At 50.8% G+C, this 25,126-nt stretch carries 26 protein-coding genes, 1 tRNA gene and 1 other RNA gene; 13 read left to right on the top strand and 15 right to left on the bottom strand.

From position 1 onward, the window contains the following. Window positions 1-256: 256 nt before the first annotated feature. From ssrA to cpdA, 7 genes are all read right to left on the bottom strand, one after another. Window positions 257-643: a transfer-messenger RNA gene (gene ssrA / locus L5470_RS01440) on the bottom strand. A gap of 66 nt (window positions 644-709) precedes the next feature. Then, a complete protein-coding gene (locus L5470_RS01435; protein ID WP_499497700.1) occupies window positions 710-2,386 on the bottom strand; it encodes an ATP-binding protein in 1,677 nt (558 codons plus the stop codon). A 352-nt stretch (window positions 2,387-2,738) separates the two neighbouring features. Beyond that, window positions 2,739-3,518, bottom strand: coding sequence for an ISL3 family transposase (locus tag L5470_RS01430; protein WP_499497698.1), 780 nt, complete (start codon window positions 3,516-3,518; stop codon window positions 2,739-2,741). Then, entirely contained in the window at window positions 3,515-3,949 is a 435-nt protein-coding gene (locus tag L5470_RS01425; RefSeq protein WP_499497696.1) for a transposase family protein, read from the bottom strand. Before L5470_RS01425 ends, L5470_RS01430 begins: the two co-directional genes overlap by 4 nt. A 59-nt stretch (window positions 3,950-4,008) precedes the next feature. Further along, window positions 4,009-4,434 (bottom strand): ArsR/SmtB family transcription factor, encoded by a 426-nt coding sequence (locus tag L5470_RS01420; RefSeq protein ID WP_499497694.1) that lies wholly within the window; start codon window positions 4,432-4,434, stop codon window positions 4,009-4,011. 141 nt (window positions 4,435-4,575) lie between these two features. Further along, a complete protein-coding gene (locus L5470_RS01415; protein ID WP_099799097.1) occupies window positions 4,576-6,258 on the bottom strand; it encodes a B12-binding domain-containing radical SAM protein in 1,683 nt (560 codons plus the stop codon). Window positions 6,259-6,322: 64 nt separating this feature from the next. Next, window positions 6,323-7,114, bottom strand: a complete 792-nt coding sequence (gene cpdA / locus L5470_RS01410) for a 3',5'-cyclic-AMP phosphodiesterase (RefSeq protein WP_099799096.1) — start codon at window positions 7,112-7,114, stop codon at window positions 6,323-6,325. A 153-nt stretch (window positions 7,115-7,267) separates the two neighbouring features. On the opposite strand from cpdA, the gene L5470_RS01405 reads away from it, so the two are divergent. The 7 genes from L5470_RS01405 to L5470_RS01375 all read left to right on the top strand — a co-directional run bounded on the left by L5470_RS01405 (window position 7,268) and on the right by L5470_RS01375 (window position 14,769). Further along, complete coding sequence (locus L5470_RS01405; RefSeq protein WP_499497691.1) at window positions 7,268-8,311, top strand: hypothetical protein; 1,044 nt, start codon at window positions 7,268-7,270, stop codon at window positions 8,309-8,311. A 71-nt stretch (window positions 8,312-8,382) separates the two neighbouring features. Next, window positions 8,383-9,330, top strand: coding sequence for a F0F1 ATP synthase subunit gamma (locus L5470_RS01400; protein WP_099799094.1), 948 nt, complete (start codon window positions 8,383-8,385; stop codon window positions 9,328-9,330). A gap of 50 nt (window positions 9,331-9,380) precedes the next feature. Then, the gene (locus tag L5470_RS01395) at window positions 9,381-10,421 is read left to right on the top strand and encodes a glycosyltransferase family 4 protein (RefSeq protein WP_499497689.1); all 1,041 of its coding nucleotides are present in this window, start codon (window positions 9,381-9,383) and stop codon (window positions 10,419-10,421) included. A gap of 92 nt (window positions 10,422-10,513) precedes the next feature. Next, window positions 10,514-11,251 (top strand): 3-oxoacyl-[acyl-carrier-protein] reductase, encoded by a 738-nt coding sequence (fabG, locus tag L5470_RS01390; protein ID WP_499497687.1) that lies wholly within the window; start codon window positions 10,514-10,516, stop codon window positions 11,249-11,251. 30 nt (window positions 11,252-11,281) lie between these two features. Next, on the top strand, window positions 11,282-14,017 hold the full coding sequence (locus L5470_RS01385; RefSeq protein WP_499497685.1) for a valine--tRNA ligase: 2,736 nt from the start codon (window positions 11,282-11,284) through the stop codon (window positions 14,015-14,017). After that, complete coding sequence (locus tag L5470_RS01380) at window positions 14,004-14,249, top strand: hypothetical protein (protein WP_499497683.1); 246 nt, start codon at window positions 14,004-14,006, stop codon at window positions 14,247-14,249. Before L5470_RS01385 ends, L5470_RS01380 begins: the two co-directional genes overlap by 14 nt. Window positions 14,250-14,475: 226 nt before the next feature. Continuing rightward, on the top strand, window positions 14,476-14,769 hold the full coding sequence (locus L5470_RS01375) for a sugar transferase (RefSeq protein ID WP_499497681.1): 294 nt from the start codon (window positions 14,476-14,478) through the stop codon (window positions 14,767-14,769). A gap of 106 nt (window positions 14,770-14,875) precedes the next feature. On the opposite strand, the gene L5470_RS01370 is transcribed toward L5470_RS01375, so the two are convergent. Further along, window positions 14,876-14,949: transfer RNA gene (locus L5470_RS01370), tRNA-Arg, on the bottom strand. 280 nt (window positions 14,950-15,229) lie between these two features. Next, window positions 15,230-15,415, bottom strand: coding sequence for an NblA/ycf18 family protein (locus L5470_RS01365; RefSeq protein ID WP_099799364.1), 186 nt, complete (start codon window positions 15,413-15,415; stop codon window positions 15,230-15,232). Window positions 15,416-15,649: 234 nt separating this feature from the next. Here L5470_RS01365 and lpxD point away from each other — a divergent pair, with 234 nt between their 5' ends. Next, a complete protein-coding gene (gene lpxD, locus L5470_RS01360) occupies window positions 15,650-16,666 on the top strand; it encodes a UDP-3-O-(3-hydroxymyristoyl)glucosamine N-acyltransferase (RefSeq protein WP_499497679.1) in 1,017 nt (338 codons plus the stop codon). A 72-nt stretch (window positions 16,667-16,738) separates the two neighbouring features. Here the strand turns inward: lpxD and L5470_RS01355 are convergent, their stop codons facing one another. Continuing rightward, on the bottom strand, window positions 16,739-17,218 hold the full coding sequence (locus tag L5470_RS01355; RefSeq protein WP_499497677.1) for a J domain-containing protein: 480 nt from the start codon (window positions 17,216-17,218) through the stop codon (window positions 16,739-16,741). Between the two features lie 40 nt (window positions 17,219-17,258). Further along, window positions 17,259-18,404 (bottom strand): transglutaminase domain-containing protein, encoded by a 1,146-nt coding sequence (locus L5470_RS01350; protein ID WP_499497675.1) that lies wholly within the window; start codon window positions 18,402-18,404, stop codon window positions 17,259-17,261. 325 nt (window positions 18,405-18,729) lie between these two features. Here L5470_RS01350 and L5470_RS01345 point away from each other — a divergent pair, with 325 nt between their 5' ends. Together L5470_RS01345 and L5470_RS01340 are read left to right on the top strand one after the other, a co-directional pair. After that, window positions 18,730-19,770 carry a coiled-coil domain-containing protein gene (locus L5470_RS01345; RefSeq protein ID WP_099799361.1) on the top strand — a complete coding sequence of 347 codons (1,041 nt, stop codon included), beginning with the start codon at window positions 18,730-18,732 and terminating at the stop codon, window positions 19,768-19,770. A 62-nt stretch (window positions 19,771-19,832) separates the two neighbouring features. Further along, complete coding sequence (locus L5470_RS01340; protein ID WP_099799360.1) at window positions 19,833-20,387, top strand: NADPH-dependent FMN reductase; 555 nt, start codon at window positions 19,833-19,835, stop codon at window positions 20,385-20,387. Between the two features lie 6 nt (window positions 20,388-20,393). Here L5470_RS01340 and hemB read toward each other — a convergent pair whose 3' ends face one another. Beyond that, window positions 20,394-21,380, bottom strand: coding sequence for a porphobilinogen synthase (gene hemB, locus L5470_RS01335; protein ID WP_499497673.1), 987 nt, complete (start codon window positions 21,378-21,380; stop codon window positions 20,394-20,396). A gap of 81 nt (window positions 21,381-21,461) precedes the next feature. Continuing rightward, window positions 21,462-21,728 carry a YkvA family protein gene (locus L5470_RS01330; protein ID WP_099799358.1) on the bottom strand — a complete coding sequence of 89 codons (267 nt, stop codon included), beginning with the start codon at window positions 21,726-21,728 and terminating at the stop codon, window positions 21,462-21,464. A 256-nt stretch (window positions 21,729-21,984) separates the two neighbouring features. Here L5470_RS01330 and prfB point away from each other — a divergent pair. Beyond that, window positions 21,985-23,092 (top strand): peptide chain release factor 2 gene (gene prfB / locus L5470_RS01325; RefSeq protein ID WP_157768360.1). Its coding sequence is split into 2 segments (ribosomal slippage): window positions 21,985-22,059 and window positions 22,061-23,092, totalling 1,107 coding nucleotides; the frame shifts between segments, so codons are not numbered across the junction. A gap of 172 nt (window positions 23,093-23,264) precedes the next feature. Here prfB and L5470_RS01320 read toward each other — a convergent pair. Both L5470_RS01320 and L5470_RS01315 read right to left on the bottom strand, forming a co-directional pair. Next, window positions 23,265-23,426, bottom strand: a complete 162-nt coding sequence (locus L5470_RS01320; RefSeq protein ID WP_198406011.1) for a zinc ribbon domain-containing protein — start codon at window positions 23,424-23,426, stop codon at window positions 23,265-23,267. 74 nt (window positions 23,427-23,500) lie between these two features. Then, a complete protein-coding gene (locus L5470_RS01315; RefSeq protein ID WP_499497669.1) occupies window positions 23,501-23,677 on the bottom strand; it encodes an IS1 family transposase in 177 nt (58 codons plus the stop codon). 230 nt (window positions 23,678-23,907) lie between these two features. On the opposite strand from L5470_RS01315, the gene rpsT reads away from it, so the two are divergent. Together rpsT and L5470_RS01305 are read left to right on the top strand one after the other, a co-directional pair. Continuing rightward, on the top strand, window positions 23,908-24,201 hold the full coding sequence (gene rpsT, locus L5470_RS01310; protein ID WP_099799355.1) for a 30S ribosomal protein S20: 294 nt from the start codon (window positions 23,908-23,910) through the stop codon (window positions 24,199-24,201). Window positions 24,202-24,214: 13 nt separating this feature from the next. Continuing rightward, window positions 24,215-25,033, top strand: a complete 819-nt coding sequence (locus tag L5470_RS01305; protein ID WP_099799354.1) for a TatD family hydrolase — start codon at window positions 24,215-24,217, stop codon at window positions 25,031-25,033. The last annotated feature ends 93 nt before the right edge of the window (window positions 25,034-25,126 follow it).

Below are 25,126 nucleotides of genomic sequence, written 5' to 3'. Positions count from 1 at the left end.
AGCTTTGCACCCTAGCTGTTTCGGAGTAGCTGTGACATCACCAGTCTCCTTGTCAGATTTTGGTGCAGGTTAGGGGATATATCACCAAGCCCATCTGGATTTCGATATTTTTTAAGCTAAACAGACCCATGCCAACAGGCAAGCTCAAGACTTTATCACTAGGCTTCAGTCTGCGTGGTTTCACATCACCCAGCATAAACGGGTAACTTTTTTCTCAACACGGTACTTATCAGTGATGATACCCGCTAAAACATATTGATGGAGCTGACGGGAGTCGAACCCGTGTCCGCCCTAGCTACTCACCGACTGCTCATTCACAGGCTTAGCCTTTCTGACCCTCAGGCAGGAACTGTTCCTTATCCCGAACAGTAGGATGCTCTGGTAGAGTCTTTGCTAAACAGGCCACCAGAGAGAACTGCTTAGCGCATCCGTTGGGGTTAACCCGCTGTCCTTAACGGAGTCAGACAACGAGTGCTCGAACCGTTTTAGAGGTCTTAGGCTACCGCAGCAGCTTTACGAGCGAAAGGAACGATGTTGTTCGCAGTTACTTTTTGGTTTGGACTCTGGATTAACGAGAGATAGTCCACTCTCGACCTGTATCACAGCCTAACTTTCACTAGAACGTCGAAGCCGTTTCAGCCCCATGATTACACTTACCACTAATCTAGCTTATTTTTTTGGAATTGACGACAGGGGACATTCTCAATTCCTATTCAATTGATCGCCGGCCAACTGTTTTCGCCTTCGGGCGCGGTACTGGTGGAGCAACCTCTAACTGGCGTTCCAGTTGTTTTTTTGGTTMAAAGTACGCCTGCCACAGGGCTGGAGCATCAAGCGTGTCGCCCCCATGGCAGGTGAGGCGCTGACGCACCCGACACAGCACGGGTGTATTGACGCAGGCACCGGAAATAATCACTTGTCCTTTGCTGAGGGCGGGTAACTCCTTGAGGAGGTCTCTGCCTGCGGCTTCAACGCCATGCTTCAGGCTCTCTTGATCCACGGGGTTAATAATTCGCAAAATAAATTGGCTCATGCACTGCGAGAGAACATCGCTATCCAACTTGCCCGGACGCTGGGTAATGAGCCCAACCCCAACCCCAAACTTACGGCCTTCACTCAGGATAGTGCGCAGTACCTGTTTGCACTGCGAAGGCTCATGGGCAGGAGCAAAGCGATGGGCTTCTTCGATCAGGATGAATACAGGGTACGGCAGGTATTGCTCATCGCCTTTGGACGAGCGCCCTTTGTGGGTATTGATGCGGGCATGGTTGGTTTGCCGCAGAATAGCAGTGGCAATCACCTGTTGCTCTTCGAGGGGAATTTCATTCATCTGCAGAACCGTAATTTGCCCCGGCACAAAAAGGCGTTGCGGTGGCAGGTGTTCGTAGGCATGGAAATAGTCAGAGCGCTCCATTTTCTCTAGTTTCCATGCCAGTGCTGGCGCGGAGGAGCCTTGCTGGGTGTTCCCGTCCTCATCAACGCTGCGATCTACGCTATAGACTGCCTCAATTAAGTCAGCGATACCCCACCGATCATTAGTAAAGCGTCTGCGCACCTCATCGTAGGCGCGTCTAAGGATAGCTTGCTGGCGATCGCTCATCTGGGGCAGCAGGGTCAAAATATCGTAAAACTCGAGGGAGGAGACACGAATTTTAATGTTTTCTGGGGTAATAATTTCTACCTTGGGCTGGTAGCCATCCTCCCCCCGAAATGCTGAGTGCCCCTGAATAGCGCTGAGGGTATGGTATTCACCGTGGGGGTCAAAAATGAGCACTGCCGCCCGATTTTTCGGCAGGAGTAACTCTTCAAGGAGTACGCCTGCGGTGTAGGATTTACCAGACCCTGTGCCTGCCAAAATAGCCATGTGAGTGCTCACCAGTTCCTTAACATCCAAGCTGATGGGCACCGCGCCTTCATCCCGCAGCAGCAGCGAGCCGATATGAGCCGATCCAGGGGCATGCATGGGTTTTTTGTTGAGCACCTGCTGGAGCCATTCATCCTCAGCACGATAGACCTTTGCCCCCGGGGGAGGGAGGCGGCGCAGGTTACTAAAGCCCAAAATTGGGTCAAAGTAGCCCATCACTTCTACGGTGATTTCGTAGAGTTCGGCGGGTTCGCAGGTAAAGCCAATTAAGGCGGCGATCGCCCCAGGGTCAAGCTCGTAGTCAGCAAACATCCGATCCGGTAAATGCTCAATGAGGCAACAGGTACTAATTTTGCCTAGGACTTGCCGCACCACAGGCACGGCTGCATTGCCATCGTCAATACTGTAAAAAACGAATTCACCGATGCGCACCGGACGAGCATCTGCCGTAATAAACACGTATTCGTTGCCGGACTCCCCCGGACCTTTGACAATTCCAACAATTTGAGGGCAATTGGCCATCGAGATATCATCCTGCTGTTGGTCACGCTAACAGCTTAGTTTTTGGGTTTGATCCTACACTCAGGGTAAGGGATCTGCAACATGTTGCAGTAGGTGCTTGAATCCACGACCACAATGGCAAGTACCCTTTTGGGTTTGGGGTATGACGGGTAGTTCAAAATTGCCAAATCGCTATAAAACGTTGATGCTCCAGATTTAGCGCTGAAATTGTTAACAATCGATGCATTCAGCACAAACCCCTCAAGCCAAAGGGTCAGGCTTCGCTGTGGCGTTAATCTGGGGTTATACTCAGGCTAGTTGCGGATGGGTATTGAGGTTTCATGGCCAGGTGGCTCTATCGTCCGAGTTATGCTTAATCAATAGCTAAATGCCAGCAAATTAAGCAACGTAACTGAAAATTGTCAAAGTTCCTGAACCCATAACCTGACCGCTTGATCAGCTTCAATTTATTGTTAATACCTTCAACAACATCACTATTTGTGTGATTATCAAAATAGGCGGTGACTTCACCAAACCACCGACAAATTGTTCTTACGCTCTCTTGAAAAGAATCCTGAGCTTGAGCTAACCAATCGAGCAATTGAAAGGTTCCATCTTTCCAATCTTTTGCTTGCTCAAAGATGGCTCTAAACGATTGCTTCTCCTGATGCATTCGAGCCAGACTTGGCACTACTTCTCGAATTTCTTCCAGTTTTGCTTTTTGCTTCTGAGTTAGATTTTCCTCCGGCTTCAGTAACGCATATTTACTTTGTTTGAGCGCGGCTGCAATCTGGGCTTTCTGGACTTCATTTACCGTCTGCTCATTCGCTTTACAAATACTTTGTCGAGCCTTATCCAATTCCTGATTCACAATCTTCATAACATGAAATCGGTCAGCAACCACTGTAGCATTAGGTAGGAGTTTATGAACCAAACTTTTATGGTTTCCAGACAGGTCAATGCTCACCTCAATAATTTGATTGAGTACTGCTGCTCCCCATGCCTCAAGCACTTGCCTCACATCTTCCTGCTTGCGAGAAGGGGCAAAGGCAAGGGGAATTCGCCGCTCTAAATCGACCAAAACAACTATGTAATCTCCTTGTCCTTTACCTAAGGAAATCTCATCTATACCTAATCGTTTTAATGAACTCACATCGACGTGGAGTTTTTTTTACTGACATACTGTACCATTGACCATACTTCTTCATCAGTGAGACCATTTGAAATTGCAACATTATGAATGTCGCTGTGCAAAACCTGTTGCACGATTGACTGAGCAAATCGATCCGTTTGCTTGCGACGATTGCCGATGAAATCGAGCGTTTCACTGAATGGCTTACCACAAGTTCGATACTTAAACTGGCGACGATTGATCTTAAGAAATACGGTTCGTCCACTGATGCTTAAATCTCGCACTAGATACCAATGATTCTGGTGTAAATGACAACTTTTTTGTTGGCAACGTGGGCAAATCGCCTCGGTTGTCTTTGCTTCCACTATAAGAATCAATTCTCCCGCAACATCGGTATAATCTTCAACCTCAATTCCAGGTAGGTTGAGTAGATCAGTTAGAAGTAGCTGCATATCTCAGATTTCGTATAGCATGTTACATTAGCATACCAAGTCCGATAGACCCGATTTTTTTAGGAAAAGTTATTCGCCCACTGGCTGACGGCTTGGGATTGCTCCTCAAGTCGCTGCCTTAAGCGTTGGCAGACCAGATCACACAAGGGAAAAATAGTTGGATCTGCAATTTCGTAATAGACAGTAACCCCTTGGGGGTGGCGACGCACCAAGCCTGCTTGAGCCAAGGTTTTCAAATGCTTAGACACATTGGCTTGGCCTAAGCCAGTATGCTGAATAATTTCTGAGACATTGCGTCGTCCCTGTTTTAGGGCGCACAACACTTGCAGGCGACTTGGCTCCGCCAGCACCTTGAAGTAGTCTGCCACGTGCATCAATAATTCAGAAGAGGGAGATTCAATCATTTCATGTCGTGCAGCACTATTGCTAAATCGGTGTTGCTGAATGTGGCTATGAATTCCCTCATCCCCAACCCGTCTCCCCAAGGAGAAGGGAGCTAAGAGTCTTGTTCCCTCTCCGTTGGGAGAGGGCTAGGGTGAGGGCGGCAAAAGACTCAAACCCGAAAATCATACGTCTATTCAGCAATGCCGTAAACCCATATAGTTCATTATATAACTAAGCAGTAATTAGCGGAGTTTTACCGATAGTCCAGCCGTTTGTAGGGGGGCGGCTGCTGTTGCTGTTTTGCGTAGCCGCTGGGAATAGAACGACGCTGCCTCATCACCTCGGGCGCATTCTTGGGCGAAATTAATCAAGTGATGTCCTACCACACCAACGTGGATGAGTTGTTCAATTTGCGCCTTCTTCAGGGCAGGCCAAGCCAGTTGCCAAAAGGTGTCTCGATAACTACTGCGAAGACCCACCTGCCAGAGGATATTTTTCATAATCCGCAGACCCCGGAGAATATTTTCGCGACTTAGCCGTGCTCGGCTATTGGGGACGGCAATGCGGTTGGGATAGGTGTGCTCCATCTGATAGGCAAACCGTTCGTAGAGAAATTTTGGTTCGTAGGCGGTGGTAATGGTGCGCCGCCACATCTCTACTACTTCTTCGTAGGGCATCAGGAATTCGACATTAGATTCGCGATTTTCGTCATGGTTGAGGCGGCCTTCAGCTTCCAGTCGGCGCCACAGGGGGGTTCGCGGTAGGGCGTGGAGCAGGTTAATGGTGAGGGTGGGAATGTGGGAGGCACGAATGAAGTCAAGGATGCGATCGCCCGTTTCAGGGGTATCGGTATCAAACCCAATAATGATCCCTGAGACGACTTCCATGCCATAGCTATTCAGGGTTTGCACCGCCTGTAAAATCGGCATACTCAGGTTTTGGTCTTTGTGGATGGCGTGCAGCGCCTCTGGCTCCGGCGTTTCAATGCCACAGAACACTGTGCAGAAGTACGCCTCCCGCATCATCTCCAGTAGTTTGGGACTTTGGGCAATATTGAGGGTGGCTTCACAGGCAAATTGCAACGGATAGCCATTGGCTTTTTGCCAGTCAATGAGGTGGGGTAATAACTCAGTTACCGCGCGGCGATTGCCAATGAAGTTATCATCTACGAAATAAACGGCTCCCGGATTCCCCGACGCCAGCATGGTATCCAATTCTTTGAGAATTTGCTGGGGCGTTTTGAGGCGCGGATTACGGCCATAGAGTTCGGGAATGTCGCAGAACTCACAACGAAAGGGGCAGCCACTGGAAAACTGCACACTGCCAAGAAAATAGTTTGCCATCCGCACATGCTGATAAGCAGGTATGGGAAACTCACTGAGGGGAAGGCGAGCAGTGGTTTCAAAGATCAGTTGCTGCGGTGGTCGCTGAGAGCCATACTCGTCAAAGTAGGCAATCATTTTGTCGGTGGCATCGCCTAACTCCCCCAAATGCAAAATATCAACATCGGGGTAGTACTCAGGACAGCTAGACACCGATGGTCCTCCGAGTGCCGTGAGTTTACCGTGGCGGTGGGCAATTTCATTAATTTCGTTAATTTGGGCGCGTTGAATGTGCATCCCGCTAGTGATGACAACGTCTGCCCAAGCGTAATCAGCCTCTTTGGCCGGAGCCACATTCTCATCAATGAGGCGCACTTCCCACGACTCTGGCAAGTAGGCAGCCACCAGCAGAATCCCTTGGGGCGGCATAAAGGCACGGACGGTGCCCATGAGCGGGTAGGCGTGGTGAAAGGTGCCAAAGGAACGGCTGTAGCGAGGGAATACACAGAGAATACGGCGATGGTTGCGAGGAGTATAGGGGATGCGACCAGTGGTCATCTCCGGTACCAATTTGATCTCATCGGTGCTCCGACTTAGGTTCATGACCCAACACTCCTAACCTGCTTGTAATTAGGTATAGCCTACAAAGGCGATTGTCGCCTAGTTTTTAGTAGCCCTCAGAAGTAAAATCCAAGGTGAGTGGAATGGTCACGCGCTGGATTTGGGTTCTAACGGTGCCATCGGCCTCTAGCCAAAGTTGACGAAACCCAGGCCCGATGGGTTCAAGAGTAAATTTAGCCGCACGGGGTAAAAACTGAATACAGGTGGAGGGGCACCCGAGGTAGGTCACTCCTTGGCGCTCGGCCATAAAGGACTGGTGAATATGACCAAACAGCACTAGCTTGACCTGAGGATGACGGTCTAGGATGCCAAAGAGTGCCTCTGGGTTTTGCAGGCGGCTACTGTCTAGCCATGGTGCACCCGTGCGAAAGGGAGGGTGGTGCAGGGCAATGAAGGTGGGGCGATCGCTGCAGTTGCTTAACTGGTCATCCAGCCAGTGTAGCGTCGTCTCACTTAAGGCACCGTGAACCTGACCCTCAACTTGAGAATTCAGCAGAATGCCTTGCCACGCCCCAAGGGACATGAGGCGATCGCCCCTGAGGGGCGGTTGCGCAAGGGCAGGGATCATGGCGGCGGGATCATCATGGTTCCCGGGAAGCCAATAGACCGGGCAGGGGAAGGTCTTCAAGGCGTTGGCAAGGTTTGTGTAGGTTTGGGTGCACGGCTCTTGCGCCAAGTCGCCGGTTAATAACAATGCATCCGGTGGGGGGAACTGGTGTTGGAGCGTGTCTAAAATAGCGGCCAAGGAATCCGCGGTGCGTAACCCTAGCAGTGTGCCACTGCTGTTTGAAAATAAGTGCAAGTCTGATAATTGAATCAGGTATGCTGATTGACTCATACAATTTAAGTAACTCCAAGAATGGTGAGGATCCCGAGCCAAAAAATTTCTTTTCAGACAGTTTGCTGCTTCTAGCCTAGAGAATAGTATCGGCGATCGCTATAGCTATAATTGGAAGAATTCTTAGCGCCTTATCAACTGAGGTGACAGACTATGCCAAGTCCCGAAAATCCTAGCAACCCACCCGATGATTTGTTAGAAACCATTATTACGGATTTGGGGGAACTGGCACGCACTGCGAGTCAACCTGAGGAGGTTGATTTAAGCTCCCTCGCTGCTGAATTAGAATCGCTGACCAGTTCAGCAGAGCAGCGGGCGATCGCCCAAAATGCTGACCTGCAAGAGCAAATTAGCCAACTGACCACTGAACTAACGACTCTCCAAACCGAGCGAGATCACCTCAACCGCGAACTCAGTGACCTACGAGCGAATTATCAAAGGGCTACCGCAGAGGTTCAGCGCCTGCAAGAGCAATTGGCCAGTCAGCAAGCTACACACGCAAGCGATCTATTAAAAGAACAAGTTGCGCGGTTAACGGCTGAAAAAACTGCTCTTGAGGGAATGCGCCAAAACTTGGAACAGGAGCTTGCCCAAGCCATCACGCAGCAAGAAGAGCTACAGCAGCAACTGCTAACGCTGCAAGACCAAGCGACGACTCTAGCAGAACTCAACGCCCAACTCACCTCACTGCAAACCGAAAAGGCTGCACTAGAGCAGCAACTACAGGACGCCTTAGCCGCCGCCCCCCCAGACTCCCTAGAAGAAACGGCGCTCCTCAGCGAACCCCACGATATTGGTCTGGCGCAGCAATTAGCACAGTTGACGCGGCAACTGACCCAAGTGGAAACAGAGCGCAATACCCTCAACGCAGAACTAGAGCAGATAAAGCTAGAGGCCGATGCACTGCGCCACGACAATGAGGCCTTGCGCGCTCAAGTCTCAACAGTTGTACCCACAGAATTAACCCTTGCCGCTCAGGAAAACCGCCATCTAAAACGGCAGTTGCGCCGACAGGGGTATGCACTTTGGCTAACGGGGATTGCAGCAACAGTTATTTCCGCCCTGAGTGTGAGCTTAACCTTACCGCAGCCGGTGGGGCGGGTTGTTCCTCCCTTAGCTGCCTTGGCTGTCCCGATTCTCACAGTGTTAGCGCGGGGACGCTCACCTGAGATAGCCCCGACGGAAACCCCCACCTAGGCGATCGCGGCGATCCCCCTCTAGGCTAAAATCTTAGGGCAGGGACGCTTTGCTTAGGAGTATAGATTACCGTGCCCAATCTCAAAGCTATTCGCGATCGCATCAAAACCATCAAAGATACCCGCAAAATTACCGAAGCCATGCGCCTCGTGGCGGCAGCAAAAGTGCGCCGTGCCCAAGAGCAGGTGATGGCGAGTCGTCCCTTTGCCGATCGCCTAGCTCAAGTGCTCTACGGGCTACAAACGCGGCTACGCTTTGAAGATGCCAACTTACCCCTACTGGCAAAACGTCCTGTAAAGACTGTGGCCTTGTTAGTTGTTACCGGCGATCGCGGCCTCTGTGGCGGTTACAACACCAACGTGATTCGTCGCGCCAAGGAGCGCACCGAAGAACTAGAGGCAGAGGGAATTAAATATACCCTAGTGATCGTGGGTCGCAAGGCGGCTCAGTACTTCCAGCGCCGTGACTATCCCATCGATGCGGTTTATTCTGGCCTCGAGCAAATCCCCTCTGCCAGCGAAGCAGGCCAAATTGCCAATGAGTTGCTCTCCCTCTTTTTGTCAGAAACCGTGGATCGGGTGGAGCTGATCTACACCAAGTTTGTCTCATTGATTAGCTCGAAGCCGGTGGTGCAAACGCTGCTCCCCCTTGATCCGCAAGGACTAGAGGCAGCCGATGATGAAATTTTCCGTCTGACCACCCGGGCCTCCCATCTGGAGGTGAACCGCGAGAAGGTCACTTCAAACCTGCCAGCACTGCCCCCAGACATGATTTTTGAGCAGGATCCCGTACAGATCTTAGATGCGCTCTTGCCCCTCTACCTGAGCAACCAATTGCTGCGGGCACTGCAAGAAGCCGCTGCCTCAGAGCTAGCCGCGCGGATGACGGCCATGAATAACGCCAGCGACAACGCCCAAACCCTCATTGGTACACTGACCCTGTCCTACAACAAAGCTCGCCAAGCGGCCATTACCCAAGAGATTCTCGAAGTGGTCGCCGGTGCTGAGGCACTGCGTTAAGGCGAGGGGGATTTCTGAAGCTCCTGTTTGCATCGACCTCTGTCGGGCCGTTGGGTACCGGTCAAGGGGGTGGGGTTGAACTCACCCTCCTCAATATGGTCTTGGCTTTGCAACCCCGCGGCTACGAGATTCAGATTCTTGCTCCCTGTGGATCGCGCCTGCCAGTACCCGCTGCCATTGAGGAGATTCCCGGTGCCCTACAGGTGCCTGCCCAGCATCAACGCCGAGACCAGCCGATTGTCATGCCCAGCAATAGTGTCCTAGCTAATCTGTGGGCACGGGTGCGGCAGCTACAGCAGGGGTACGATCTCATCGTTAATTTTGCCTACGATTGGCTACCCTTTTATCTGACTCCATGGTTATCTCGACCGGTGGCACACTTGGTGAGTATGGCTTCGATTTCTGAGGTGATGGATCAGGCGATCGCCACTGTGATTGACCAGTATCCCGGCAGTATTGGGGTCTATACGCGCACCCAAGCAGCGACCTTTCCCTTTGGCGATCGCTGTGTATGCTTAGGCAGTGGCCTAGACTTAAGCCTCTACGAATTTTGCGCCGACCCCGACGATGTCCTGTGCTGGCTGGGGCGCATTGCCCCCGAAAAGGGGTTAGAAGATGCCGTGGCAGCGGCAAATGTGACCCGCACTCCCCTAAAAATTATGGGACAGATGCAGGATGTTGACTATTGGCAGCGAATTCAGGCTCAATATCCCGATGCCCCCATTGAATACCTTGGGTTTTTGCCCACCCAACAGATGCAGGCACACCTACGGCGGTGTAAARCCTTGCTGCTCACCTCCCGCTGGGTCGAAGCCTTTGGCAATGTGGTCATTGAAAGTTTAGCCTGCGGCGTGCCCGTCATTGCCTACGATCGCGGGGGGCCCAGTGAAATTGTCCGCCATGGGCAAACGGGCTTTTTAGTGACCCCCGATTCAGTGCCCGACCTTATTAGTGCCCTTGGTCAAATTGAGCAGATTCGTCGCTCAGCGTGCCGCCAACAAGCGGAGCAAGAGTATAGCCTTAAGGCCTATGGGGATGTGGTCGAACGCTGGCTAAAGGACGTGTACTGCCGCGATGCCCCTAAGGTGTAGGGCATATCATGATGGTATGATGAGCGGTGAAGCGAACTAATAGCGAACGAATGATGAGTGATGTCTCATCTGGTCATTAGGAGAATATAGGGTTGAGTGAAACAGCAGTTGCCATTGTTACTGGTGCATCCCGTGGGATTGGTCGGGCGATCGCCCTTGAGTTAGCTGGCCAAGGAGCAGCCGTCGTTGTTAATTATGCGCGATCAGCAGAGGCGGCGATGGAGGTCGTGCACACCATTCAAGGCCAAGGGGGACAGGCAACGGCGATCGCTGCGGATGTCTCTGTGGCTGAAGAGGTTGAAACCCTTGTCGCCAAAACCCTAGACACCTATGGCCGCATCGATGTGCTTGTTAACAATGCAGGCATTACCCGCGATACCCTGCTGCTGCGGATGAGCCTTGAGGACTGGCAAGCCGTGATTAACCTAAACCTGACGGGCGTATTTTTGTGCACCCGGGCGGTGAGTAAACTAATGCTCAAACAAAAACGGGGGCGAATCATTAATATTGCTTCAGTGGCAGGGCAAATGGGCAACCCCGGCCAAGCGAACTACAGTGCCGCCAAAGCAGGGGKGATTGGCTTCACCAAAACCGTTGCTAAAGAACTGGCCAGTCGGGGTATTACCGTCAATGCTGTTGCCCCCGGCTTTATTGCCACAGACATGACCGCAGGGCTGAAAGCTGATGAAATTCTTAAATTTATTCCCCTTGGTCGTTACGGTAACCCCGAAGAGGTTGCGGGCATGGTGCGGTTTTTAGCCCTTGATCCAGCCGCCTCCTACGTCACCGGTCAGGTCTTTAATGTTGATGGTGGTATGGTGATGGCTTAAGCCATTGCCCGTTGAGTTGTACCCTAAGCCATGACAAACGCGATTACGCTCCCGAGTCAGTACGATCCACGTCAGACTGAAGCCAAGTGGCAGCAACAATGGGAAAGCAGCGGCGCTTTCCATGCTGATCCACAGCACAGCGGTACCCCCTACTGTATTGTAATTCCGCCCCCGAACGTTACGGGCAGCCTGCACATGGGGCACGCCTTTGAACACGCGCTCATCGACGTTCTGGTTCGCTACCACCGGATGCGTGGCGACAATGTCCTGTGGCTGCCGGGTACCGATCACGCCAGCATTGCCGTCAGTGCGATTTTAGATCAGCAGCTACAGGCAGAGGGGACAACCCGCTTTGCCATTGGTCGGGATGCATACCTAAAGAAAGCATGGGAGTGGAAGACCACCTCCGGCAATACAATTGTTTCTCAACTACGGCGCCTAGGGCTGTCGGTGGACTGGTCGCGGGAACGGTTTACGATGGACGAGGGCTTATCCCGTGCGGTTTTAACGGCCTTTAACCGGCTTTACGAGGCGGGGCTTATCTACCGCGGCAAGTACCTAGTGAACTGGTSCCCCGCCAGTCAATCCGCTGTCTCGGATCTGGAAGTGGAAAACCGCGAGGTGCAGGGGCACCTATGGCATTTACGCTACCCCCTCTCTGACGAGTCAGGCTATTTAGAAGTGGCCACAACCCGCCCAGAAACCATGCTGGGGGATACCGCCGTAGCCGTCCATCCGGACGACGATCGCTATCGCCATTTAATCGGCAAAACCCTGCGCCTGCCGCTCATGAACCGCGACATTCCAATTATTGCGGATTCGCTGGTTGATCCTGCCTTTGGCACGGGGTGCGTCAAGGTGACCCCTGCCCATGACCCCAACGATTTTATCATGGGACAACGCCATCAGTTGCCAATGATTAACCTCATGCACAAGGATGGCACCCTCAATGAGAATGCTGGTGAGTTTGCAGGGTTAGATCGCTTTGTGGCTCGCAAGACAGTCGTCGAGCGACTGAAAGCTGAGGGCTATTTAGTGAAGGTTGAGGATTATAAGCATACTGTTCCCTACAGCGATCGCGGCAAAGTGCCCATTGAACCCCTCCTCTCCACCCAGTGGTTTGTAAAAATCCGCCCCCTAGCCGACGCAACCCTCCACGCCCTCGATCAGGACAATTCACCACGGTTTATTCCGGAGCGATGGGCCAAAGTCTATCGGGACTGGCTTGTGAACCTACGGGACTGGTGTATTTCACGGCAACTCTGGTGGGGGCATCAGATTCCTGCGTGGTATGTCATTAGTGAAACCAACGGCGAGGTGCGCGACGACACCCCCTTTGTGGTAGCTATGGACGAGGCTGAGGCGCGCTCAAAAGCAGTGGCGCAGTTTGGTGAGGCTATCCAACTGCAACAGGATGAGGATGTCTTGGATACGTGGTTCTCGTCGGGGCTATGGCCATTTTCCACCCTAGGTTGGCCCGAGGATACGCCTGACTATCGCTGCTACTACCCCAATGCCACCTTAGTGACAGGGTTTGACATCATCTTCTTCTGGGTTGCCCGCATGACAATGATGGGGCAGTACTTTACAGGTGCCATTCCCTTCAGAGACGTGTATATTCACGGCTTGGTGCGGGATGAAAACAACAAAAAAATGTCTAAATCTGCCAACAATGGCATTAATCCCCTTATCCTGATTGAGAAGTACGGCACCGATGCCCTGCGCTATAGCCTTGTCAAGGAAGTGGTGGGAGCAGGTCAAGATATTCGCCTAGAGTACAACCGCAAAACCGATGAGTCGGCCACCGTCGAAGCCGCGCGTAACTTTGCCAACAAGCTGTGGAATGCGTCCCGCTTTGTCTTGATGAACTTGGAGGGGCAGTCCCCCGCCCAGTTAGGAACCCCAACACCTGCTGCCCTAACCCAAGGCGATCGCTGGATCTTAAGCCGTTATCACACCTGTATTCAGGCGACCACGCACCGAATTGACACCTACGGCCTAGGCGAAGCCGCTAAAGGGCTCTACGAGTTCATTTGGGGGGATTTCTGCGACTGGTATATTGAACTGGTCAAGCCTCGCTTGCAGGGAACTGATCCCCAGGCCAAGCGCACTGCTCAGCAGGTTTTAGCCACGGTGCTCGATGGTATCCTGCGCTTGTTGCACCCCTTTATGCCCCACATTACCGAAGAGATTTGGCATACCCTCCACCAAGTTGATGACTCTCAGTTGTTAGCGCAGCAAACCTATCCCCTTGCCGACCCCGCCCACATCAATGGAGACCTGGAAACTCAATTTGCGCTGGTGCTGGAGACAATCCGTACCATTCGTAATCTGCGGGCTGAAGCGGGGATTAAGCCCGGATTAATGATTACGGCGCTTATTGATGCCAGTGCCGATGATGCTGCCATACTGACGACGAGCGCAGCAGATATTTGCCATCTAGCACGCCTCGAGACCCTCACCATTGCCCCAGGCGTCCAAGCCCCGGCTCAAGTTTTTAGCGGCGTGGTGGGCAGCAGTGAAATTCTGATTCCCCTAGCTGGCGTGGTCGATCTGGAGGCACTCGTTACAAAACTCACCAAGGATCGCGATCGCCTCCAGCGAGAGATCGAATCCCTCAGTGCTCGGCTTAACAATCCTAAATTTCTGAATAAAGCGCAACCCGAGGTGGTGACTGCCGCCCAACAGCAGCTCGCCGCTGCCCAGCAACAATCAGCTATCCTTGAGCATCGTCTGCACGCCTTAGCCAACCATGGAAAAATCTAACTCACCGAACCAAGACCCCACAATTACCATCCCAGTCGCGGCGATGCAGGCAGCGGAAGAGGGACGGCTCATCGATGCCATCAAACTTACCCGAGAGCAGCTAGGGGTTGATCTCAAAACAGCCCAGCAAGCGGTTGAGGCTTATAGTAGTGATGTGGGCGGGCTAAAACCCCTCCGCTTTAGCGAGGGGATACAGCCAACTCAGGGGGCTTTAGCCCTCTCTATGTGTTAAACTAGAGACGTGGAAAGTAGGCGTATCAACTACGCGAAGAAACATCCTAGTACGGAGAAATCCCGGCAAGTAAGTCACTACCGCTTTGGCGGCAAGCCTAAACCACTGCAAGCAATGGCAGGATGTTGAGCGTATCGAATTGGCTAGTGTTGAAAAGCGCGAAACCACGAACCAAAACATAAACGTAGTCCCAATAGCAGAAATGCTTGAGGTGAGTAGGGGGTCTTTGACTGCCCCCACCCGCATTAAGTTGTGGGTGACAGCTCAAGGGAAAAGCGAAGCAACGCGGCTTCAGCCCGTTGCGCAGCATCCGTTGGGAATCCCCTCTCTTTCAAGGAGGGGAGAAGTCAAACCCGGTATTACTGGGCTGTGGCAAATTTCTGGGCGCTCTCACATTGGTCACTTTGATGAGGCTGCCCGCCTCGACCTGTACTACATCGACAACTGGTCACTGAACCTTGATCTTGAAATCTTGGTGGAAACCGTGCGCATTGTGCTGTTTGGTGAAGGTGCCTATTAGGCCACCCCTCAAATTAAATGCTTTCTTTGGGACGCATCCCTAAGCCAACGCTGGACAAGATGATCAGCTTTGCCATACGTCCCAGTGAAGTACCACAGGTGAGGAACGGGACTGGTGCGATTTGAACGCACGGCCTAGCGCTTAGGAGGCGCTCGCTCTATCCTGCTGAGCTACAGCCCCAGTTTTTCTATGGTATCGATTTTTGCTTGATACCAATAACCCCAGCTCTAGGTTCCAAAAACTAGTGCCAGTCAAATACTCAATAGCACAAATAAGTAACGAATAATCTTCTTAAGAGAGTAAAAGGCGTGATTCGCCAGATATTAGCCAGATGTTAGTACCTACTAGTACCTATTCGATCATATAGCCGCTCAGGAAATGGTGGTTCAGCCCCACAGCCCCTACTTGATTCTGGCAACGAAGCAAGGTGAAGCAGGAGGTCAGCCCCACATCCTGTAGCCTAGGCAGCGCGTTTGACAAGGGAGCGAATGACGTTATCTTTCATCATTAGCAGCCGCGAGGCTTGCAGCAGTAGCTCACGGGTTTGCTGAAGACTCATGGCACCGACCTGCTCCTCCATCACTCGCATTTGGAACTCCTGCTCGAAGCTGAGATCAACGTTCAGCTCTGGGAATCGTTGTTCCATAGGACGTAACTCCTTACTCCATTAAACATGGTATGTGCATGTTAAAAAATATAACAAACACATTGACAAAGTTGCCACTCAATGAATAGCATTCTCTTCCTGAAGAAAGTGTCCAAGATGAACAGTTTATTCAACTAGTGGCAGGGTATCGCCAGTGGTGGTCGGTCACATGTACGCTGTTTGAGCACTACAGACCTGCTAGACTGAGCAACAACGGCAGATGTGGAGACAAGTATGCGGCTTGGTGAACTGGCGGAACGGTTTGGTGCCTCCCTAGATGCAGTTGAGCTTAGCGATCGCCCAGTGTTGGGGGTCGCCCCCCTTGAAGCCGCAACAGCAACCGATGTGTCATTTTTGGCGAATCCGAAGTACACACCGCTATTGCAAACGACATCTGCCGCTGCTGTGTTTGTGGGGGTTGATTTCCAAGGGGCGGCGGCCTGTCCATTGTTACGGGTGCCTCATCCCTATCTTGCCTTTGCCAAGTGTATTGAGTTGTTTTATCCCCAACCCCAACCCTTGGGCAAGATTCATCCCACCGCTATTCTGGGGGCAGACGTGGAGCTGGGGGCAGAGGTCACCATTGGCCCTTATACAGTCATTGGCGATCGCGTTCGTATTGGCGATCGCACGGTCATTCATAGTCACTGTACCCTGTATGACAACGTGGTTGTGGGGGCTGAGTGCTTAATCCACAGTCATTGTGCCCTGCGTGAAGGCGTGCAACTGGGCGATCGCGTCATCTTGCAAAATGGTGTGGTTTTGGGGGGAGATGGCTTTGGCTATGTACCTCTGCCGGATGGGCGGCACTATAAAATTCCCCAAGTGGGGACAGTCACCGTGGAGGATGATGTCGAGATTGGCGCCAGTACCACCATTGATCGAGCGACTCTCGGTGCCACCACCGTAGGAGCAGGCAGTAAAATTGATAACCTGACCATGGTGGCACACAACTGCACCATTGGTAAAAATACGATTCTCTGCGCCCAAGTAGGACTGGCTGGATCCACGCATATTGGTGATCAGGTGATTTTAGCGGGGCAAGTGGGGGTAGCGGGGCACCTCACCATTGGCGATCGCGCCATCGTCTCTGCCAAATCAGGCATCAGTGGCTCTGTACCAGCGAACGCCCGCATGGGGGGCATTCCTGCCATGGAACAACGTCTTTATTTACGAGTTTCTGCTGCACTCAAACAGTTACCCGACCTCCTGAAGCGCGTGCGTACCCTTGAAGCAAAACTGAAAGAGTGAACAAAAACTGCTTCGGCTATTTGTACAATGCTTGCGATCGCCCACGGTTTATACAAGGGTTGTTTCTGAAGCCTAACCGCAGAGTCTGCTTGTAAGCGTTCTGCAATAGGAATGTCTTGATCCATGCTCACGCCCGCTAAGCGTGTTTCCTGTTTCGAGGATATATGATACCCAAAAGGTGCTCTCCACGGGGTTGGGCAATTCCCAGAGTCGTAGGGTACCATCATCGCTGCTACTCAACCAAACATGATGCTTGTCACTATAAAACTCTACTGCACCAGTAGCGCGAGTCTGAACACTAAGATCACCAGAAGAAGATGTTGTTGAATCCGAAATTGCTTGACACTGTTGATCTTTGTATTCCAGAAGCTTTTCATAGGCGATATTAATTTTTTTGATATTCTCTTCAGCGTTTGTTTTTAGAACTGAATCATGGGGGTACAAGTCAGGATGCCAACGACGTACCAGACGACGGTAGGCTAACTTGATTTCTTCAATAGAAGCGTCTGGGGTTAATTCTAGTACTTTCCAGTATTCTTCTAAATTCAGCATCTCAATTAACCGTTCGTTTATCTTGATTACACTGTTTTAATCACTGAGATCGAACCTGAAATATTGCTGCTAGTTCATAAGGCTGCTGAATATCTTTATATTGAGATTTATATTGAGAAAAAATATTAACTTGATAGTCTGTTCCCATATCTATCAGTGGAATTTTAACATCTCTTTGAGAGCGTAAGACTTTCAAATCTTTTTGTTGATTACTTGATTGATGTATTGGTTGATAAGTGGCGACTACATCAACTTCTAAGGGAGCACGAAGAGTAATTTCATCGAAATGCTTAAGGCTGATGGTATAGTCTTTAGGTTCAACAAGCTCTAACTTCTGATCAAAGAAATGTGGTTTTAGAAGAGGAAATTTTTCAAATGCTTCCCGTGTTATTTTTTGCGGTAATAATTGCCACTCAGGAATTTCAGGAAAGTGAGAATAGATGATGTGTGCTGGCTCTGGTGCAAAGTAAAAAGGGTTGAATTCAGGGCGAAAAACATCTCCATCTAGTATTCCGGCTCCCCAAGTTGTATCAATCAAATACCAAATTCCATTAATCTTAGTTGCATTCCAAGCATGATTTGAATCACTGGTCTCTTCGATTCCATAATCTATTCCCTTAGCACGTCCAGTGATTGTTACTGTTTCCAGTCCCATAGCACGAGTCAAAGATTCATATAATGTTGCGTAGCCTGAGCAAATAGCTTGACGATCTCTCAACACGTCTTCAGCAGAAACTATCCGGTAATTCTTTGTTAGAAACGTTTGGACATCATAACGAATGTTATGGGTAATCCAAACATAAGTAATTCTAGCTTTGTCTTGCTCAGTAGTAGCACGTTGAGACAAAATCGCAGCTAATCTTCTAACCGATGTTCCAGTGTAAGGAATATGTTTACCATCAAAATCTATTTTTTCAAAGTTGACTTGAGATAGTCCTGAGCCACTAATTTCAGATGCTTTTGGAATGCGATGAATTGGGGGAACTAAAGGTGAAATACTAAATACTGTTGGTGTATTGATTGCTATTTGTCTTGATGCATCGGTTGACAAAAATAGATTAGCTGCTTGTTTATTTATTTTGTTGGCAATAATGATGAAAGTAAGGATACCAAGGGACAAGGATAGCCATTGAGCAAATACGCTGTAGCTGTAGGCTTTACCTCGATATCTAGGGGAACGTTTCATGAGCCTTATTCTATCCTCTATGCTAATTTTGAGTCAAAACGATGTTCACCGCAACGGTAGTCCTAAAGATGTATAGCGTTATACCATAGAAACCGCCGCTCCTTGACCCCCACCTGTTCCGAGGTGGGGGAATGCGTTGCTAATTTTGTTCAATCCTCGTCACCAGTTACACAGCCGGTGATGCTCAAGGTCTAGTTTAAGCTGGACTCGTTTTAGGTCTCGACTCAAGAGGATGTTTTTTGTTGGTTTTTTCTTGATTGTCATAATAAATTTATAGTTGGTTCAATAATGGGTATAAGCTGGCGCAGTCACAAAGGAGACTAGTATGGATGACCTGACGCTGCCACAGCAATTGAGCTTTCCGTGGAATCCACTTGTGACTGAGAACCAAGTGACACTGGCTCATTCTGTTGCCGATAGCCCCCAACAGCGTGTCCAACAACTAGAGCAGATCCTTGATCAATGTCAAACCTATATTGATGAACTCAAGCAACAACTCCGTAATCAGCAGTTTCTAGAAGACTTGCTAGCCCGCACTGAAGAAACCGCCCTCATCCAGCAGCAGGCCATCCTCACCCTACAAGAACAGCTTCACTCCCAAGCCACCTGCGCCCACCAGTTAGCAGAAATGACCAGTCGTCGCCAATCTTTGGAGATCATGGTGCAACAATCGCAAACTGAAATTCAGCACTTACATCAGGAGGTGGATCGGCTGCTGCACATTCAAGATGCTCTCGAAGCAAAATTAGTCAACAGTCATCGGTTGCTGCGGCAACGGGAGCACGACTTACAATTACTGGAATCGCAGCAACGGCAAGCTCATGAAGAAAAAGGGCTGCTCCAAACTCGCCTAGAGCAACTGCAACAAGAACTTAGCGATCGCGAAAATGACATCCGTGATCTGAGCAGTCGCCTGACTCAAGCCAATTACCTGATTGAGACCCAAGAACGAGTCATTAGTGCCCTGCAACAAACTCAAGGTCAAGAGTCCAGCAAAAATACAGTAATTCAGGGGCTTAGTAAAACCCTCTTGAAAACCCAAAAGACGCTGCAAGACCTGGAGCAAGAGTACCAGCTTCAGCGGCTGCAATACATGAAAGTGCAACACTACACCCAAGAGATAGAAGGTCGCTCCACGCAGCAACAGGCACGCCTCCAAAAGTTGGAAGCTCAGGTAGCCGAGCTTCAAGAGCAAATTCTGCATCAAGCCCAACAAGCCCGCGAGCAGGAAACCGCCATTCAGCATTGGAAGGATCGCTATAGCGCAGCGGAACGGGTGATTAGTCAACTGCAACAGGTGATTACCCAAATGGCGGCGGATAAGCCCACGCCACTCAATTCCCTACCATCAGGAAGCAGCCCCTAGACGTAATTGAGAGATCGATCGGGGTGCGCTATACTAATTCATAGTCGTTATGAGTTTGTTTTATGCCGAAGTTTATTGGCTGGGCGGGTAGTTTACGGGATGGCTCTTACTCACAAATGGCCTTGGACGCAGCGATCGCCAAAGCAGCGGCTCAGGGAGCCACCGTAGAGCGGCTGGATCTACGGCAACTGAACCTCCCCTTCTGTACTGGAGCGGATCACTACCCCGATCACCCCGATGTAGCAGTATTTCAGGCCAAAGTTACGGCAGCGGACGGCATTCTGCTGGTGACCCCTGAGTACCACGGTAGTGTCAGTGGGGTGCTGAAGAATTCCCTTGACCTGCTGAGCTTTCCGGAACTCAGTGGCAAGGTGGTCGCCATGATCAGTGTGCTGGGTGGCCAGGCAAACAGTAACGCCCTCAACGACCTGCGGGTGATTCTCCGCTGGGTACATGCATGGGTAATTCCAGAGCAGGTGGCGATCGGTCAAGCGTGGCAAGCGTTTACGCCAACAGGTCAACTCAAGGACGCTAAACTGGACGAGCGGCTAGACAAACTGATTACCAGTTGGCTTCAGACGACCCAACAATTGCGGCAACCCGTCTCCTCAACCTAACTGAACCTAATTGAGATCCTCCTGTAGCCATTGAGCTACCTGTTTGGCATGGTAGGTGAGGATCACATCTGCCCCTGCCCGCTTAAACCCGAGCAGGGTTTCCAAGACCACTTTTTTCTCATCAATCCAGCCATTGCCAGCGGCGGCCTTAACCATGGCGTATTCCCCAGAGACATTGTAGGCTGCCACCGGCACATCACTCACCTGCTTAAGCTGAGCAATCACATCCATGTAGGCTAGGGCAGGCTTAACCATGACCATATCTGCCCCTTCTTCAAGATCTAGGCTCACTTCCCGCACAGCTTCGCGCACATTGGCTGGATCCATCTGATAGGTTTTTTTATCGCCAAATTTCGGGGCTGAATCTAGGGCATCCCGAAACGGTCCATAGTAAGCCGAGGCATACTTAGCTGAGTAGGCAAGGATACCCACGTGGGTGTAGCCCGCTGCATCTAAGCCCGCGCGGATTGCGCCGATGCGACCATCCATCATATCTGAGGGGGCAACAAAATCCGCACCGGCGGCGGCTTGACTGACGGCTTGTTTCACCAGTACCGCAACGGTTTCATCGTTGAGGATTTCACCATTTTTGACGATGCCGTCATGACCTTCACTGCTGTAGGGGTCTAGCGCCACATCCGTAAAGATGAGTAGGTCTGGCAGGACGGCCTTGATGCCGCGTACCGATCGCTGCACCAGTCCCTCCGGGTTGTAGCTTTCTGTGCCTGCATTGTCTTTCAAGGCTTCGGGGACAAGGGGAAACAGGGCGATCGCCCCAATGCCTAAAGCATAGACATCTTTTAGCTCCAGAATGAGGCGATCAAGGGTATAGCGAAAGCAGCCGGGCATCGAGGGGACTTCTTGAACCTGATCGTCCCCTTCCATCACAAAGACTGGATAAATCAAATCGGCGCTGGAGAGGGTATGTTCGCGCACGAGACGACGTAGTTGAGGGGTACGGCGCAACCGCCGCGGGCGATGGGTTAGATCCATAAATTCTCAATTAAAATGGAATGCGCTAAAAAGTGTCTAGCAAACACGATCAGGTTGATTATCCCATTTCCGTGCTGCATTTTAGAGGGCTTCTGCCTCCACATCAACCGTGGTTCTTGGCACATCCGCGCGACTTTTTTTGCTTTTGAGATGCTCAATAACAATCTGGGTGACCTCACTGGCCAAAATCATCATTACGGTAATGTCATCCAACTGGCCAATCACAGGAATCAAATCTGGGGCAATATCGATAGGGCTGAATAGATAGACAAAACTAGCAATAATGATGAGCCAGCGGTATTTAGGGTGACGTAGCAATGTCCGATACCAGTTGTAAAACGCAGCCATAGGGGCAAAACCTCAGAACCTAATTTCTATTATGTCGTGCTCCTTGCCGTAGGGTTTGTTGACTGCTGATGAATCCTGCATGGGTTCGACACTGGTGTGCTAAGGGTTGCGACCGCGCTCCATATACCATAGATGCAAGAACTGTATCTTGCGCTTTCGCCACGGCCAAACCGTTTCCTTAAGCCCCTGTCGCGCCTATACTCGCCTATACTATAGAGGAGTCCCCATCTAATCAACAGTTTGCTATTGTTGGCCAATGATTGATCTTAGTGCCTTAAAGCGAGATTTGACAGCTCTGAACACTCGTCTGGGTCAAGCCCAGCACTATCTTTGACCCTGCGGCGCTCACCGCTAAGATTCACGATCTTGAGCATACGGCAGCCCAGCCTGACTTTTGGACTGATCAAGCTGCTGCCCAAGCGACTCTGCAACAGCTTACTGAGGCTAAGGAAGCTCTAGCGCAACTCTCAAGCTGGCAAAAGAGTGTTGAGCATGTTGAAGCTGCGCTGGAACTGCTGGAGCTAGAGAGTGATCCGGGGCTTTACGATGAGGCGATCGCCCTGCTGCAACAGCTAGAGGCAAAACTCAGTCGTTGGGAACTAGAACAGCTTCTGAATGGCCCCTACGATAAAAATAATGCCATCCTAACGATTAATGCTGGAGCAGGGGGCACCGATGCCCAAGACTGGGTGGAAATGCTGCTGCGTATGTACACTCGCTGGGCAGAGCGACAGGGGTACCAAACCCACATTGCTGAATTATCAGAGGGGGAAGAAGCTGGCATTAAGTCTGTAACGTTGGAAGTTAAAGGTCGCTATGCCTACGGCTATTTACGCTCAGAAAAGGGAACGCATCGCTTGGTGCGAATTTCTCCCTTTAACGCCAATGGCAAGCGGCAGACTAGTTTTGCTGGCGTGGATGTCATGCCAGAGTTGGATCAGTCCGTCACCCTTGAGATTCCAGAAACAGACCTAGAGATCACGACGTCCCGCAGTGGCGGCAAAGGAGGGCAAAATGTCAACAAGGTGGAAACGGCGGTGCGCATTGTCCATAAACCCACTGGCCTAGCTGTGCGCTGCACTCAGGAGCGATCGCAACTGCAAAACAAAGAAAAGGCACTGGCCATCCTCAAGGCAAAGTTACTGGTGATTGCCCAAGAGCAAAAAGCGAAAGAGATTGCCGATATTCGCGGCGATGCCGTGGAAGCCGCGTGGGGCACGCAAATCCGTAACTACGTGTTTCACCCCTACCAGTTGGTTAAAGACCTGCGCACTGAGGTAGAGAGCACCGCTGTGCAAGATGTGATGGACGGCGATATTGATAGATTCATTCAAGCGTACTTGCGGCAGCAAACCGATGCCTAGAAAAATTCCATCGCCTATCTCAATCATGTTAAAGTGCCTCAAAGATTGGGGATTCCATCGTCGCCGATGAAGGTTCCTGCTTCAACGAGGTGACGTGCTCAACCGCTGTCTCCAGAAGATGAGTAGCGGCCTCCTCTCCACCGGCGTAAGGTTCTGTGTGCCCTACAGTACGTCAACCTAGCTCCAAAATCTTGATAGTTGCGTTGGGGTCTCTGTCCAGCACAGTTCCGCACTGGCACAAATGAGGACGAGTGCTGAGGGATGCCTTGACCAAATGGCCGCAACACGAGCATGTCTGGGAGCTGTACTGAGGTGGGACAGCGACAGTTACCACCCCAAATCCGGTCCCGGGCAGTCCTACACAGGTACCTACACAGGTAATGATGCAGTGTAAGCATGGATGAAATACTAGATTGCACCAATATGATTTTCTAGAGCTAGAGATTTTGAGAAGGATAAGGTTTGGCGGACTAATCGAGACACCCGTTGCCTCAGAGTGTTGTTCAATCGTTCAATATGGATTTTGCTATTTTTGACCACATGAGTTGGCTGACAAACCGGGCAAGGTGGTTGGGGAGCAGACATGGGGATTCTGAAAGAACTCTTGCTTCTCTATCCTCTTGGTGTACCGGAGTTCTTTGTTGAGATGCTAGCGAATCCTGATCCGCTCATTTTGCCAGAGTGCAGCTAGCAGCAGAGTAATCCAGTTATTTGCGCTCTACCAATGGAGAGCCGATAACGCTAAGAGGCGCAAAACCGCTATAATGAGTGTTTGTTCTAAACACTGTGTTGATTATCGCTGTCTAAGGTGACCCGTGGCCAACATTAAATCTGCTGCCAAGCGCGCTCAAATTGCCGAGCGCAATCGCCTCCGTAACAAATCCTACCGCTCTGCAGTACATACTCTGACGAAAAACTACCTCAATGCCCTCAGTCAATACACGGCCAACCCTTCACCCGAGCAGTTAGCAGAGGTGAACCAACGTTTAAGCACTGTGGTGAGCAAAATTGATAAGGCAGTTAAGTGCGGCGTGCTTCATCGGAATACAGGTGCTCGTCGTAAAGCTCGCTTAAGCCGAATTTTCAACAAAGCAACCCAACCTTCCTAATTTTTATATTTTTATGCTGGTGGATACCCACGTCCATCTGAATTTTGCTAATTTTGCTGCCGACTTAGAGACTGTAGCTCAGCGGTGGCGGGAAGCAGGGGTCGTCAGGTTGGTACATTCCTGTGTTGAACCAACGGAGTTTACCGACATTCAAGCCCTAACGGTAAAATTTCCAGAACTCTTTATGGCCGTGGGTTTGCATCCCCTAGATACAGATCAGTGGCATCCTGATCTGGCTAGTACCATTGCCTCCCTTGCTGCCAGTGATCCCAAGGTTGTTGCCATTGGTGAGACTGGCTTAGACTTTTATAAAGCGAACAATCAGTCTCAGCAAGAGGAAGCGTTTTGGGCGCAGTTGGCAGTGGCTCATTCCCTTAGTTTGCCTGTCATTATTCATTGCCGTGAGGCGGCGGCAGCAACCCGGAATGTGTTGCAGCAGTTTCAACGTCAGTACGGATCACTACAAGGGGTCATGCACTGCTGGGGCGGCACACCAGAGGAAACGGAATGGTTCTTAGAGCTAGGGCTATACATTAGCTTTAGTGGCACGGTAACCTTCAAAAATGCTAAGCAAATTCAGGCGGCGGCGCAAATGGTTCCGGGCGATCGCCTCCTCATTGAAACTGATTGTCCATTCCTTGCGCCTGTCCCCAAGCGGGGGGAAAAGCGTAATGAACCCAGTTATGTTCGCTTTGTGGCCTCAGCGATTGCAGCACTTCGTCAGTGTGATGTAGCTGAGCTAGGGGTACAAACAACAATTAATGCCTGCCGCCTTTTTCGCCTGCCGCCACCAGAGATGCTAGAGACTCAGGCCGGGCGTGTTGACCCTTAGAACCGCTCATTCGTTAAAACATTCAGGGTATTTCCTCACTACCAGAGTCTGCCGGTTTAGGATCAAAGGTGTAGTGAAGTTTGTACGAGCTGG

Source organism: Synechococcus sp. PCC 6717, assembly GCF_022698185.1.
GTDB lineage: Bacteria > Cyanobacteriota > Cyanobacteriia > Thermosynechococcales > Thermosynechococcaceae > Thermosynechococcus > Thermosynechococcus lividus.
Note: the sequence above shows the minus strand (reverse complement) of the source record. Positions and strands in the feature narration are given on the sequence as shown.

Excerpts from the sequence above, each read along its gene's own strand:
- L5470_RS01425 (WP_499497696.1), bottom strand. The coding sequence starts at position 3,949 with ATGCAGCTACTTCTAACTGATCTACTCAACCTACCTGGAATTGAGGTT.
- L5470_RS01415 (WP_099799097.1), bottom strand. The coding sequence starts at position 6,258 with ATGAACCTAAGTCGGAGCACCGATGAGATCAAATTGGTACCGGAGATG.
- cpdA (WP_099799096.1), bottom strand. The coding sequence starts at position 7,114 with ATGAGTCAATCAGCATACCTGATTCAATTATCAGACTTGCACTTATTT.
- L5470_RS01405 (WP_499497691.1), top strand. The coding sequence starts at position 7,268 with ATGCCAAGTCCCGAAAATCCTAGCAACCCACCCGATGATTTGTTAGAA.
- L5470_RS01380 (WP_499497683.1), top strand. The coding sequence starts at position 14,004 with ATGGAAAAATCTAACTCACCGAACCAAGACCCCACAATTACCATCCCA.
- L5470_RS01365 (WP_099799364.1), bottom strand. The coding sequence starts at position 15,415 with ATGGAACAACGATTCCCAGAGCTGAACGTTGATCTCAGCTTCGAGCAG.
- lpxD (WP_499497679.1), top strand. The coding sequence starts at position 15,650 with ATGCGGCTTGGTGAACTGGCGGAACGGTTTGGTGCCTCCCTAGATGCA.
- L5470_RS01355 (WP_499497677.1), bottom strand. The coding sequence starts at position 17,218 with ATGCTGAATTTAGAAGAATACTGGAAAGTACTAGAATTAACCCCAGAC.
- L5470_RS01350 (WP_499497675.1), bottom strand. The coding sequence starts at position 18,404 with ATGAAACGTTCCCCTAGATATCGAGGTAAAGCCTACAGCTACAGCGTA.
- L5470_RS01345 (WP_099799361.1), top strand. The coding sequence starts at position 18,730 with ATGGATGACCTGACGCTGCCACAGCAATTGAGCTTTCCGTGGAATCCA.
- L5470_RS01340 (WP_099799360.1), top strand. The coding sequence starts at position 19,833 with ATGCCGAAGTTTATTGGCTGGGCGGGTAGTTTACGGGATGGCTCTTAC.
- hemB (WP_499497673.1), bottom strand. The coding sequence starts at position 21,380 with ATGGATCTAACCCATCGCCCGCGGCGGTTGCGCCGTACCCCTCAACTA.
- L5470_RS01330 (WP_099799358.1), bottom strand. The coding sequence starts at position 21,728 with ATGGCTGCGTTTTACAACTGGTATCGGACATTGCTACGTCACCCTAAA.
- L5470_RS01315 (WP_499497669.1), bottom strand. The coding sequence starts at position 23,677 with ATGTCTGCTCCCCAACCACCTTGCCCGGTTTGTCAGCCAACTCATGTG.
- L5470_RS01305 (WP_099799354.1), top strand. The coding sequence starts at position 24,215 with ATGCTGGTGGATACCCACGTCCATCTGAATTTTGCTAATTTTGCTGCC.